The organism is Anaerotalea alkaliphila (assembly GCF_010179735.1).
GTDB classification, from domain to species: Bacteria; Bacillota; Clostridia; order Lachnospirales; family Vallitaleaceae; genus Anaerotalea; species Anaerotalea alkaliphila.
Genome location: NZ_JAAEEH010000001.1, coordinates 181,572 through 193,755, shown reverse-complemented (window position 1 = coordinate 193,755; position 12,184 = coordinate 181,572). Strand labels below are relative to the sequence as shown.

At 56.8% G+C, this 12,184-nt stretch carries 12 protein-coding genes and 1 pseudogene; 1 reads left to right on the top strand and 12 read right to left on the bottom strand.

The features are described 5' to 3' along the window. Positions 1–4: 4 nt before the first annotated feature. From GXN74_RS00930 to speD, 4 genes are read right to left on the bottom strand one after another with little or no spacing between them, the layout of a single operon-like run. Positions 5–376 (bottom strand): YraN family protein, encoded by a 372-nt coding sequence (locus GXN74_RS00930; protein ID WP_162369029.1) that lies wholly within the window; start codon positions 374–376, stop codon positions 5–7. After that, positions 373–999 (bottom strand): ribonuclease HII, encoded by a 627-nt coding sequence (locus tag GXN74_RS00925; RefSeq protein WP_162369028.1) that lies wholly within the window; start codon positions 997–999, stop codon positions 373–375. Before GXN74_RS00925 ends, GXN74_RS00930 begins: the two co-directional genes overlap by 4 nt. Then, complete coding sequence (gene speE, locus GXN74_RS00920; protein WP_162369027.1) at positions 992–1,840, bottom strand: polyamine aminopropyltransferase; 849 nt, start codon at positions 1,838–1,840, stop codon at positions 992–994. Before speE ends, GXN74_RS00925 begins: the two co-directional genes overlap by 8 nt. A gap of 25 nt (positions 1,841–1,865) precedes the next feature. Further along, positions 1,866–2,666, bottom strand: coding sequence for an adenosylmethionine decarboxylase (gene speD, locus GXN74_RS00915; protein ID WP_425481797.1), 801 nt, complete (start codon positions 2,664–2,666; stop codon positions 1,866–1,868). Positions 2,667–2,833: 167 nt separating this feature from the next. Between speD and GXN74_RS00910 the strand changes: the two genes are divergently transcribed. Then, positions 2,834–3,997: a ribonuclease H-like domain-containing protein gene (locus tag GXN74_RS00910; RefSeq protein ID WP_162369025.1), complete on the top strand. Its 1,164-nt coding sequence runs from the start codon at positions 2,834–2,836 to the stop codon at positions 3,995–3,997. A 38-nt stretch (positions 3,998–4,035) separates the two neighbouring features. Here the strand turns inward: GXN74_RS00910 and rpsA are convergent, their stop codons facing one another. From rpsA to GXN74_RS00875, 8 genes and pseudogenes are all read right to left on the bottom strand, one after another. Next, complete coding sequence (gene rpsA, locus GXN74_RS00905; RefSeq protein ID WP_162369024.1) at positions 4,036–5,148, bottom strand: 30S ribosomal protein S1; 1,113 nt, start codon at positions 5,146–5,148, stop codon at positions 4,036–4,038. Beyond that, the gene (gene ispH / locus GXN74_RS00900) at positions 5,123–5,974 is read right to left on the bottom strand and encodes a 4-hydroxy-3-methylbut-2-enyl diphosphate reductase (RefSeq protein WP_162369023.1); all 852 of its coding nucleotides are present in this window, start codon (positions 5,972–5,974) and stop codon (positions 5,123–5,125) included. Before ispH ends, rpsA begins: the two co-directional genes overlap by 26 nt. Continuing rightward, the gene (gene cmk / locus GXN74_RS00895; protein WP_246208542.1) at positions 5,971–6,696 is read right to left on the bottom strand and encodes a (d)CMP kinase; all 726 of its coding nucleotides are present in this window, start codon (positions 6,694–6,696) and stop codon (positions 5,971–5,973) included. The genes ispH and cmk overlap by 4 nt, the downstream gene beginning before the upstream one ends. Beyond that, positions 6,676–7,011: pseudogene (gene aroH / locus GXN74_RS14885) on the bottom strand (chorismate mutase); the annotation flags it as partial. The gene cmk and the pseudogene aroH, both read right to left, overlap by 21 nt. A 4-nt stretch (positions 7,012–7,015) precedes the next feature. Next, positions 7,016–8,305 (bottom strand): BaiN/RdsA family NAD(P)/FAD-dependent oxidoreductase, encoded by a 1,290-nt coding sequence (locus GXN74_RS00890; protein ID WP_343032778.1) that lies wholly within the window; start codon positions 8,303–8,305, stop codon positions 7,016–7,018. After that, a complete protein-coding gene (locus GXN74_RS00885) occupies positions 8,302–9,213 on the bottom strand; it encodes a MurR/RpiR family transcriptional regulator (protein ID WP_162369061.1) in 912 nt (303 codons plus the stop codon). Before GXN74_RS00885 ends, GXN74_RS00890 begins: the two co-directional genes overlap by 4 nt. 189 nt (positions 9,214–9,402) lie before the next feature. Further along, positions 9,403–10,815 (bottom strand): oxaloacetate decarboxylase subunit alpha, encoded by a 1,413-nt coding sequence (locus GXN74_RS00880; protein WP_162369060.1) that lies wholly within the window; start codon positions 10,813–10,815, stop codon positions 9,403–9,405. Between the two features lie 88 nt (positions 10,816–10,903). Beyond that, complete coding sequence (locus tag GXN74_RS00875; protein ID WP_162369021.1) at positions 10,904–12,175, bottom strand: sodium ion-translocating decarboxylase subunit beta; 1,272 nt, start codon at positions 12,173–12,175, stop codon at positions 10,904–10,906. Positions 12,176–12,184: the final 9 nt, after the last annotated feature.

Sequence of the window (12,184 nt, the reverse complement as noted above, 5' to 3'; positions counted from 1 at the left end):
TCCTTCATATCCCGCGCATGCCGCTTGCGTCGAAGGCACAGGGATGATGGACCACCTTCCGGTCGTCCATCTCCAGGACATCGTAGCGCACCTGGCCCTTCATCCCTCCATGTTCCCGCAGATATGCGGCCGATGTCCGGATGATCCTCTGTTGCTTTGTTCGGTTCACCGCCTCCCAGGGGTTTCCCCTGGTGCCGGTCTTCCGATATTTCACCTCTATGAAAATGGTCTGCTCCGGAACGGCGGGGTCCAAGGCGACGATGTCCACTTCTCCGTACACGCACCGGTAGTTCCTGGCAAGCACCCTGTAGCCTGCGGCTTCCAGGAATGCGGCAGCCCTGTCTTCCCCCTGGCGCCCCTTCTCCTGGTTGTTCACCGTCCTGCCTCCTCCGGCCGGCCGATGAAATTCCGGATGAAAAGTTTCCTGTGTATTGGCGTCGGCCCCAGGGAGCGCAGGGCTTGGATATGTTGCTTGGTCCCATATCCCTTGTGTCTTTCGAATCCGTAATCCGGATAGGCTCCGGCATAAGCTTCCATCATGGCATCCCTTGCCACTTTGGCGACGATGCTGGCTGCGGCGACGGATGCGCTTTTGGCGTCCCCTTGCAGGATGCTCTCCTGGGGAAGGGAAATCCGGGGCAGCCGCACCGCATCCACCAGCAGCAGTTCCGGTTCGACGCCCAAATCCGCCACAGCCCGCTCCATCGCCAATTTTGTGGCTTCCAGGATGTTCAACGTGTCGATTTCCTCCACCGACGCCATGCCGACCGCCCAAGCCACCGCCTGTTCCCGGATCAGTCCGGCCAGGCGTTCCCGCTTTTTCGGCGACAGCTTTTTGGAATCGTCAAGTCCCGGCAGGTCAGCCACCGCGGGCAGCACCACCGCGGCGGCAACCACCGGTCCGGCCAAAGGTCCCCGGCCCACCTCGTCTATGCCGCAAACGGGTCCCTTGCAGCCGAACTGCCTGTCGAAGAGGTAAAGGGCTTGAGGATCATGCATTCTCCAGCATTTCCTTCACATAATTGGGCAGCACAAAGGACGCCTTGTGGAGTTCGCTGTTGTAGTATCCGCAGGACAGGCCCAGTTGCTCCCACACCTGGGGTTTGTGGTCCTTCAGCGGATCCAATTTCTTGGATGCGAAACCGAACAACCAGTGGCCGGAAGGATAGGTGGGGATGTGGAACTGGTATACCATTGAAATCGGGAAGGTCTTCTTGATCTTGCTGTGCGCCTTCTTCATTTCCGTAGACTCCCGTTCGTAGTAGGGGCTTTCATGCTGGTTGATCAGGATGCCGTCCGGTTTCAGCGCATCAAAGCAATCCTGGTAGAATCGGGAGGAAAAAAGCCCTTCCCCTGGTCCGATGGGATCGGTGGAGTCCACCAGGATCAGGTCGTATGCGTCCTTCTTCCTTGCCACGAAGGAAATGCCGTCCTCGAAATGGAGTTTGACCCTGGGGTCTGTCAGCTTTCCTGCAGTTTGCGGCAAGTATTCCTGGCAAAGGCGCACCACACGTTCGTCGATCTCAACCATTTCAATGCTTTCGATGGAGGGATACCGGGTCAGCTCCCTGACTGTCCCTCCATCCCCTCCACCGATGACAAGCACCTTCTTGATTTCCGGATGCACCGCCATGGGCACGTGGACAATCATCTCATGGTAGATGAATTCATCCTTTTCCGTGACCATGAGCACGTCGTCCAGGGCAAAGAATTTGCCGAAGGTGTCGCTTTCGTAGAAGTCGATCTTCTGGAAAGGGGATGTTTCACTGTGCAGGTGTTTCTTGACTTCTATTCTGAATTGTGCGTCCTTCGTATGCTGTTCCATAAACCATTGTGTCATTTCATACCTCCAGTCGGGCGCGCCCTTATTTCTTCAGATTCTTTCCGTAATAGATTTCGTGCATTTCCGCGTAAATCTGCTTTTCCAGCCTTTCCACTTCCTCATCCGACAAGTCTGCCTTGTTCAGTCCGAACAGGTAGTTGTCCAGTTCCAGGTCCTTAAGGATCATCTTGGAATGGAAAATCTTTTCCTGGTAGACGTTCACGTCAATGATGTTGTACATCTCCAGATTCCTCTCGGCAATGTAGTCCTGGATGGAGTTGATCTTGTGGTCGATGTAGTGTTTGTTTCCGTTCAGGTCCCTGGTGAATCCGCGGACCCGGTAGTCGCAGATGATGATGTCGGAATCGAAATTTTCAATCAGGTAGTCCAAAGCCTTCAGCGGGGAGATGGTACCGCAGGTCGAAACGTCGATGTCTGCCCTGAATGTGGTGATTCCCTGGTCCGGGTGGCTTTCCGGATAGGTGTGGACCGTGATGTGGCTTTTGTCCAGATGCCCGACCACATGGGTGGGCATGGGCGCAAGGATGCCTCTGTTGCAGGAAGGGTCCACCGCATGCAGCGGCACTTCCTCTTCCGAAATCAGAATTGTCACACTCGCTCCCTGGGGGTCATAGTCCTGCTTCGCCACGTTCAGGACACTGGCTCCGATCATCTCGGTCACATCGGTGAGGATCTTCGTGAGCCTGGTGGAATTGTACTGCTCATCGATGTATTCGATGTACTTTTCCTGATCCTCCTTGCTCTTGGCATAACAGATGTCGTAAATGTTGAAGCTGAGCGATTTGGTCAAATTATTGAAACCATACAAAACCAATTTTTCCATTGACATTCCTTTCCTTAAATCGGCCCGGCAGTCTTCTGCATCTTATTCATAGGACCATGCTATTAAACATTTTATCATATAGTTTCCCGTATAGGCAACTCTTTCATTCCCCAGGGCTCTTGACATTTCCAGGCCTTTGCCCTAGCATGGAAGGAAGGAGGTGGACCATGCTGATCGTCGAAAACAATTTGGAAACGGCTTTGCCTTTCCTGGAGCATCTGCGTCCAGGCGAATGTGTCCTGGACATCGAAACCACCGGATTCGACAGAAGGAGCGACCAGCTCCTCCTTGCAGGCTGCCTGTACCGGTCTCCGGACGGAATCCGCTCCGTCCAGTGGCTGGGGGAACGGCCCGCGGACGAATACGAGCTGCTGTACCGGCTTCGGGAGTTCCTGTCCCCATTCAAGACCCTGGCCCACTACAACGGTACCGCCTTCGACCTCCCCTTCCTGGGGGCCCGCTTCAGGTCCTTCGGTCTGGAAAGCCCCCTGGAGGACCTGGGCCAGTACGACCTATACCTTCGTCTTCGGCCATGCAAACAGGCGCTTGGCTTTCCCGGCTTGCGCCTCCAGGTCCTGGCGGCCCACTTCGGGCTGGGTCGGACGGACAACTCCTCCGGTTTCCTTCTCGCCAGGACACACCGGGAATTCCTGGAAGGCCATAGGCGGGATCTTGCCCAACCCCTTCTGGTCCACAACAGGGAAGACCTGGAAAACACCCTCGTACTGCTTGCACTGCGTCCCCTGCTGGAAACCGTGCTGCAGTTGAAGGAAAACCGCTTCCATCCGGAATCCTTTTCCCTGGAGAGGGAAGAAGACCAGATCACTTTCCTCTTCCGGCTGGAGCAGCGTCATTTCGGAACCGCGGCGTTCGACGGGAGCGGCCACCGGATCCTCTTGCAAGGAAGCCTGCTGTCCCTCCACCTCCCCATCCGGCCGCTGTCCCTGCTGCACTATTTCAGCGATTATCGGAACTATTACTACCTCCCGAAAGAAGACACCGCCATACACAAGAGCGTAGGGCGTTTCGTTGCCCCCGGACACAGGGTCCAAGCCGGCAAGGATACCGCATTTGTCAGGAAATCCGGATTGTTCGTGGAGTTACCCGCCGTCCTCGGCCCCCACTTGAAAGGGTTGCCCCTGTTCCATAAGGACCCCCGCCGGGAGCATGTCTATGTGGAGGCAAGCGCCCTGGCTTCCCTGGACCCCCGGCTTTTGGGGCCGCTGCTGGGTCCCGGGGTGTGGCGGCTCTTCCTGGAAGGGGAGCCGCACATCTCCTTGACCGATTTCCCTGCTTCAAAAGGAAACTCAGAAGTCATTCCTGACCTCTGAGTTTTTCTTCCCCTAAGGGATTCTATGGACAATACAGCTTACTCTTCGTCTTCCACAGCGTCATCGTATACGCCGGCAGCTTCCTGCTCCCTCTCCAGTTCCTTGATGGAAAGGCTGATCTTCTTGTCTTCCAGATTCAAGTCGGTCACCCTTGCAGTAACCATTTCACCAACCTGCAGCACATCGGAGGGTTTTTCCACATGCTTGATGGAAATCTGGGATACGTGCAGCAGCGCGTCCACTCCGGTTTCCAGTTCGATGAATGCGCCGAAATCGGTCATTCTGGCCACCCTGCCGGTCACCACGTTGCCTACGGCGAACTTTTCTTCCGCATTGTTCCATGGGTTGTCCTCTTCGAACTTCATGGACAGGGAAATCTTCTTCTTCTTCGTGTTCACGTCCAAGATGCGCACTTTTACGGTGTCACCCACGCTGACCACATCTTTGGGGGAACGGATCCGGCCCCAAGACAATTCGGAGATGTGCACCAGCCCATCCACACCGTTGACGCTGACGAACACCCCGTAATCTGTGATGTTCTTTACGGTGCCTTCGATGACTTGGCCCGGAGCCAATGTCTCGAAAACCTCTTCGATCCTTGCGTTCTTTTCCTCTTCCAAAAGGATCCTTCTGTTTCCGATGATCCTGTTTTTCTTGAGATTGAATTCGGTGATGACGAAGGTGAAGTCCTGGTTCTTGAATTCGGACAAATCCGTCACATAAGTGTCGGATACCAGGGATGCAGGGATGAAAATCCTGACTTCATCAATGATCACTACAAGACCACCATCAAGGACCAGATTCACTTTGGCTGTCACAGGCTCTTTCGAATTGTAGAGTTCTTCCACCTTTCTGAGGCCCTCTTCGGACTTCAGTCTCTTATAGGTCAAAAGGACTTGCCCTTCCCCATCGTTCACCCGCAAAACTTTTGCGCGGATGGTGTCTCCTGGCTTGACCGCGTCTTTTAGGTGGATAGCCGGAAAGTTGGAGAATTCACTCTTGGGGATGATCCCGTCGGATTTGTATCCGATGTTGACGTAGATTTCGTTGTCGTTGACATCTATGACGGTACCTTCTACGATTTCCCCTCTATGAATTTCAACCAATGACGCCTCCAGCATTTCCTCAAAACTCTGTTGCATTTCTGACATGTAAAATGACCTCCTCAATAATGTTCTTTGGAGTTGAAGCTCCTGCAGTTATACCAATAATATCACTCTCAGAAAAAACATTCAACACTAAATCGTCTATGGTTTCAATGTGATAGGTTTGGGCACATCGGCTTTTACATATCTCATACAACTTCTGCGTGTTTGAACTGTTTTTGCCGCCGACAACAATCATCTTGTCTACCATTCCAGCCAATTTTTCGGCTTCCTTTTGGCGGTCTTCCGTGGCTTGGCACACTGTCTCGTTCATAATAACACGAATAGGAAAATTTTGCAATTTTTTTAAGATTCTTTGGTATTTTTCGTAATTGAATGTGGTTTGGGCCACGATGCAGTATTCCTTGCCCTCTTCCAGGGGCAGCTTGTCCAGGTCCCCTTCATCGGTGGCGTAATAGACGGGAACTGCGCTCCATCCCTTTATTCCGGCCACTTCCGGGTGGTTTTCATCCCCTGCGATGATGACTCCGTCTCCCAGCCTGCTGCAGCGCTCCACCACCCGGTGGATCTTTTTCACATAGGGGCAGGTGGCGTCCACCACCCGGAAGCCGCTGCCGGTCATGGCATCCATTTCCGCCTTGGATACCCCATGGCTCCGGATGAGGATGGTCCCCTTGGGGCTTGTCCCCAGTTCCTTCAGGTCATGGATGATCCGAACCCCCTTGGATTCCAGATCCTCCACCACCGACCGGTTGTGTATGATGGGTCCATACGTATACAGGGGGCCCTGCCCCAGTTGGGCGTAGACCTTCTCCACGGCCTTCTCCACGCCGAAGCAGAAGCCCGATGTCTCGGCCACGATGATTTTCATGCCTCCACCCTCTCCAGCAGGGAAAGGACCCTTTCCACCACCTGTTCCGCATCCAGGTCCGATGCATCAAGCAGGACCGCATCCTCCGCCTGCCTAAGGGGCGCGTGCTCCCTTTCCATATCCCTCCGGTCCCGCTCCTCAATTTCTTCTACCAGCAGGTCCAACCGCCTTTCCATTCCTTTGGCCTGCAGCTCCAAATGCCTTCTTTGGGCCCTCACCAGGCTGCTGGCCGTCAGGTAGACCTTCAGCGTGGCATCCGGCAGGACATGGGTTCCGATGTCCCTGCCGTCCATGACCACCGCCTGGGAGCCGGCGATCCGCTGCTGCATTTCCACCATCTTTTCCCGGACATCAGGGTGCACGGACACCCGCGAGGCGTTGTTCCCCACATCCTCCCTGCGGATTTCCTCCGTCACATCCCGCTCTCCAAGGAACACCCGCTGGCCGTCGCTACCGTGCTCCAGGCGGATGCCGGAGCGGTCCAGGGCTTTCGCCAGCGCTTCCCCATCTTCCAGGTCCACTCCCTGCTCCATGCAATGGAGGGCCAAAGCCCTGTACATGGCTCCCGTGTCCACATAAATGATTCCCAGCCGCTTCGCCACGCCCTTGGCGACCGTGCTCTTTCCCGCACCGGCAGGCCCGTCGATGGCCACGGCCAGTGGACGTCCGGCCCCCGCTTCCCCGGACGCCAGATCGGGACGCAGTCTCCTGGCTTCCTTCATATATACATGTGCCGCCGATTTCTGGCCCGTCTGCCGTTCCACCAGGACCATGGCCCGGATGCACATGGGCAGGCTGTTCTCCACATGCATCTCCTGGAAGCACATGAGGCTGCAGTCCACCAGCCCCAGGGATCTGGCGGCGACCGCAGGATAGGCGGCCGTCAGGTCCCTGGTCGCCGTGAAGTTGATGCCCACGATTTCCTCCCGCTCCAAACTGTTCCGTTCCAGGATCTCCTTGAGAAGCGCCTCCGTTTCCTGCAGGATGGCCTCCCTCGTATTTGCGTCCACTGTGATGGCGCCTCTGATTGCTATCATCATTTCAACTCCTTGTGTCAGAATTCTGCAGGAGACGCTCTCCCATGGATTTACCCGCCAAGAAGGCCGTGGAGAAGGCGATTTGCAGATTGTATCCTCCGGTCAACGCATCCAGGTCCAGCATTTCTCCGGCAAAATAGAGGTTCTCTACGATTTTCGATTCCATGGTCCCCGGCCGCACATCCTTGGTGCTCACCCCTCCCCGGGTGACCACCGCCTCCTGGAAGCCCCTGGGGCCTTTGACCGTGAAGCGGTAGTCCTTCATCAGCGCCACCAGGGCGGCCCGCTCCTCTTTCGTTACCTGGTCCACCGGCTTTTCCAGCTGGATGTCCAGCCGTCCGAGGAAGACAGGGATCATCGTTTTCGGAAGCAGGCTGTCCAGGCTGTTCTTGAAGGCCTTGCGCATGTTGGCCTGGAACTCCCGCAACACCCGGGCGTCCAATTGCTCCAAGCTCAGGCCAGGCTTCAGGTCCAAAGACAAGGTCGCCTCCCCCTGCATGTTTCGTGGAAGATACGCGCTGGCGCTCAGCACCAGCGGGCCGGACAGTCCGAAATGGGTGAACAGCATTTCCCCGAACCCCTCGTACAGCTTCTTCTTCCCGTTCCACAAGGCAAGGGAGACGTTCTTCAGGGCCAGTCCCTGCATGGCAGCGTACTCTTCCTCCCTTGTCTCCAGCGGCACCAGGCTGGGCACAGGTTCCACCAGCCGGTGGCCGGAAGCGGCCGCGAATTCCAATCCCTCCCCGGTGGAGCCTGTCATGGCATAGGAGAGCCCCCCCGTAGCAAGCAGGACCCCCTGGGCCTCCAGCACCTCCTCCCGCCGGCGGCTGTCGGCGGTCCGGACCCCCCGGACCACCCCGTCCTCCACCAGCAGACCGGTGACTTCCGTATGCAGGCGGACTTCCACACCCAGACGGCGCAGCTCCTTCTCCAGGACCTTGTTCACATCAGACGCCTTCTCGCTGGACGGGAACACCCTGTTTCCCCGCTCCGTCTTCACGGGAAGGCCGATGGACCGGAAGAAGGCCATGGTGGCGAAGCTGTCCATATGATGGAACGCGCTGTAGAGGAACTTTGGATTCGAGACCGTGTTTTCAAGCAGGTTCTCCACGGGAGAGGCGTTGGTCAGGTTGCATCTGCCTTTTCCGGTGATGTAGAGCTTCTTGCCCAGCTTCTCGTTCTTTTCCAGCAGCAGCACCCGGGCCCCTTCCCTGGCCAGGGAGATGGCGGCGGCCATTCCCGCCGGACCTCCGCCGACCACGATCCCAAGGGGCTTTTCCTTCGTCCCGCTCACAGGCCGCTCTCCACAAAGGTGGAATTGAAGCTGATGGCGATCTCCTCGTCATTCTCATACACCTGGTATTCGGTCCAAATCTTCTCCAGACTCTCCAGGCTGTCCACCACGGCGTCCTTTTTGCGTATGCAGATGGCCACGATCAGGGCGTTGATGAGGCTCAAGGGAGCGACCAACGAGTCCACGAAGGAGGCCATGTCGCTGCGGGCGATGAGGCTCCTGTCCGCGTAGGGGATCAGGGGGGACAGCACACTGTCGGTGATGGCGATGACTTGGGCCCCTCTGGATTTGGAGAACTCCACCGCCTTCAGCGTGGTCTTGGAGTAGCGGGGGAAGCTGATGCCGATGATCACATCCTCCGGACCGATCCTGTAGAGATGCTCGAACATCTCGCTGGGGCTGTTTGTCTGAATCAGACGCACGTTGTCGAATACCAGGTTGAAGTAGAACCCCAGGAACCCCGCCAGGGAGGAGCAGCTGCGCACCCCCAGGATATAGATGTTCTTCGCTCCCAGGATTGTTTCCACCGCCTTGTCGAAATCCTCTTCCGAAAGCTCCTCCAGGGTATGCTTGATCTTTTCCGAGTCGGACTGGAGCACGTACCGCAGGATATGGGTCTTGTCGATCCTGTCCGAAGTGACCTCCACCCTTTGGATGGAGGTCAGCTTGTTCTTGACCAGCTCCTCCAGGGCTCTCTGCAGCTTCGGGTAGCCGTCGTACCCCAACTCGTTGGCGAAACGCACCACTGTGGATTCGCTGACTCCCACGATCTTCCCCAGTCTGGCGGCCGTCAGGAAGACCGCCTTCTCGTAGTGGTCTATGATGTAGTTGGCCAGCAGCTTCTGGCCCTTGCTCAATTTTGGATAATGGTCGTTGATCTTTTTTATCAAATCGTTCTGCCTTTGCATCCCTTCCACACAACCTCTCTGCTGCAACGTGAGTTGCATCTAATAATAAAATAAATGAATTTCCTTCACATTCATCCTTCATCATATTATACATGAAGGCCTTTGTTTCCGCAACACTTGAAATTTCCCCAACAAAAAATGCAAGAACCGTCCGGACTGCAGACGTTTCTTGCATTTCCACTCCGGTTTCTATACCGGGTAGGTCTTGTCCTTCTTCCCTGCCAGGGCGGGGTCGATTTTGCTCTCCTGGGCTTCCCTGTGCTTGAAGTAGTCCAGTGCCACTTGCGGGAACATGGCGTAGAGCAGGACATCCTCCTCGTTCTGTGCGTAGGCGGCCACTTCGTGCCGCAGCTGTTCCAGCTCCGGCTTCAGCAGGTCCGCGGGACGGCAGGTGATCTGCTCTTCCTTGCCGATGATCTTCTCGACGATTTCCTTCTTGATCTGTCCCGGCGTCCTTCCGTACTCTCCCCGGACCAGGGCCTTGGTCTCCTTGGTCACGAGTTTGTACCGCTCCCCGCCCAGGATGTTGAACACGGCCTGTGTCCCCACGATCTGGCTGGTGGGCGTCACCAGGGGAGGATACCCCAGATCTTCCCGCACGCGGGGGATTTCCTTCAGGACATCGTAGTACTTGCTCTCCGCGTTCTGCTGCTTCAGCTGGGAAATCAGGTTGGAAAGCATGCCCCCGGGGACCTGGTACATCAGGGTCTTGATGTCCACCGCCAGGGATTTGGGGTCCAGAAGTCCCGTGCGCAGCGCCTCGTCCCGCATGGGCCTGAAGTATTCCGCGATTTCCGCCAACAGGTCGTGGTCCAGACCAGGGTCGTATTCCGTGCCCCGGAAGGTCTCGGCCATGACTTCCGTCGCCGGTTGGGCGGTTCCCATGGCGAATGCGGAGATGGCCGTATCGATGTAGTCGGCTCCCGCTTCCACCGCCTTCAGATAGGTCATGGAAGCCACCCCGGAGGTGTAATGGCTGTGGACCTGGATGGGCAGTCCGGAGGCTTCCTTCAGTGTCTTCACCAGATCCGGTGTGGCATAGGGCATGAGCAGGCCCGCCATGTCCTTGATGCAGATGGAATCGGCCCCCATATCCCGCAGGTCCTTGGCCAGCTTACCGTAGAATTCCAGGGTGTGGTAGTCGCTCAAGGTGTAGGCGATGGCGATCTGGGCGTGTCCGCCCTCCTTTTTCGTGGCCTTCACGGAAGTCTCCAGGTTGCGGATGTCGTTGAGGGCGTCGAAGATCCGTACGATGTCGATGCCGTTGGCGATGGACTTCTGCACGAAATAGGTCACCACATCGTCCGCGTAGTGCCTGTATCCCAGCAGGTTCTGTCCCCGCAGGAGCATCTGCAGCTTGGTGTTCTTCAATCCCTTCTTCAGCATTTTCAGCCGGTGCCAAGGGTCTTCCTTCAGAAAGCGGATGCTGGCGTCATAGGTGGCTCCCCCCCAGCATTCTGCGGAATGGTAGCCCACCCTGTCCATGGCGTCCAGGATGGGGAGCATGTCCTCCGTCGTCATCCGCGTCGCAATCAGGGACTGGTGGGCATCCCTAAGGATGGTGTCGGTAATACCTATGGGCTTTTTCGTTTGCTCCATAATGACCTCCTTGTGATATCGTTTGTAAACGACCGCCGCCAGCCATCCAATGGCTTGCGGCGGTCGCATTTTTCCTATGTTTGCATATTCCCTACAGGTACAAGGACAGGAACACCCCGGCCGCTACAGCGGAACCGATGACGCCGGCCACGTTGGGTCCCATGGCATGCATGAGCAGGAAGTTGGTGGGGTCTTCCTGGGATCCCACCTTCTGGGCCACACGGGCGGCCATGGGAACCGCGGATACCCCGGCGGCCCCGATGAGGGGGTTGGTCTTTCCGGCGGCGAAGAAGTTCATCGCCTTGCCCAACAGCACGCCGGCGGCGGTGCCGAAGGCGAAGGCCACCATCCCCATGAAGAGGATCTTGATTGTCGCCAGGTTGAGGAACGCGTCCGCACTGGTTGTGGCGCCCACGCTGATGCCCAGGGCGATGGTGATCATGTACATCAGCGGTCCCGATGCGATTTCCGCCAGCTTCTCCGTGACACCGGAGACCTTGATCAGGTTTCCGAACATCAGCATGCCGATCAGAGGCGCCGTGGTGGGCAGGATCAGGATGACAACGATGGTGACCAGGATGGGGAAGATGATCTTCTCCGTCTGGGAAACCGGACGCAGCATCTTCATCTTGATCCTCCGCTCTTCCTTGGTGGTCAGCAGCTTCATGATGGGAGGCTGGATGATGGGCACCAGGGACATGTAGGAGTAGGCCGCCACCGCGATGGGTCCCAGTAGATGGGGTGCCAGCTTGATGGTTGTGAAGATGGCCGTCGGGCCGTCCGCTCCGCCGATGATGGCGATGGAGGCTGCTTCATCGGTGGTGAAGCCGACCGCCAGGGCTCCGAAGAAGGCCAGGAAGATGCCGAACTGGGCGGCGGCCCCCAACAGGAAGCTCTTGGGGTTGGCCAGCAGGGGACCGAAGTCCGTCAGTGCGCCTACACCCATGAAGATCAGGGGAGGGAAGATTCCCAGCTTGTTCCCCTGGTAGAGGTAGTAGATCAGTCCTCCGGGGATTTCCCGGGCGTTCTCCAGGATATATCCGGCCGCATTGGGGCCGTAGGCCAGGGCCGCCTCCACCAGTTTCCCGTCGTAGGTGACGATGGAGCTGTCCGGCATGGTGATTTCGGTCATGACATGGCTCATGACGCCGCTGATCGGCAGGTTCACCAGGAGCATCCCAAAGGAAATGGGAAGCAGGAGCAGCGGCTCGTACTGTTTCTTGATTGCCAGGTACATCAGTCCCAGGGCAACCGCAATCATGATTACGTTCTTGTATCCTTCGCCGGTGAAATTCTCATAGAGCCAGTAGAGTCCTGAACTCTGTATGAAATCCACCGCGGCTTCTTGCAGCTCGTAAAGCATTGTGTCAAT

Bases quoted from the DNA above. Each gene is read 5' to 3' on its own strand.
- GXN74_RS00885 (WP_162369061.1), bottom strand. From the start codon at position 9,213: ATGCAAAGGCAGAACGATTTGATAAAAAAGATCAACGACCATTATCCA.
- speE (WP_162369027.1), bottom strand. From the start codon at position 1,840: ATGACACAATGGTTTATGGAACAGCATACGAAGGACGCACAATTCAGA.
- rpsA (WP_162369024.1), bottom strand. From the start codon at position 5,148: ATGTCAGAAATGCAACAGAGTTTTGAGGAAATGCTGGAGGCGTCATTG.
- ispH (WP_162369023.1), bottom strand. From the start codon at position 5,974: ATGAAAATCATCGTGGCCGAGACATCGGGCTTCTGCTTCGGCGTGGAG.
- GXN74_RS00875 (WP_162369021.1), bottom strand. From the start codon at position 12,175: ATGCTTTACGAGCTGCAAGAAGCCGCGGTGGATTTCATACAGAGTTCA.
- speD (WP_425481797.1), bottom strand. From the start codon at position 2,666: ATGGAAAAATTGGTTTTGTATGGTTTCAATAATTTGACCAAATCGCTC.
- GXN74_RS00910 (WP_162369025.1), top strand. From the start codon at position 2,834: ATGCTGATCGTCGAAAACAATTTGGAAACGGCTTTGCCTTTCCTGGAG.
- cmk (WP_246208542.1), bottom strand. From the start codon at position 6,696: ATGAAGGAAGCCAGGAGACTGCGTCCCGATCTGGCGTCCGGGGAAGCG.
- GXN74_RS00925 (WP_162369028.1), bottom strand. From the start codon at position 999: ATGCATGATCCTCAAGCCCTTTACCTCTTCGACAGGCAGTTCGGCTGC.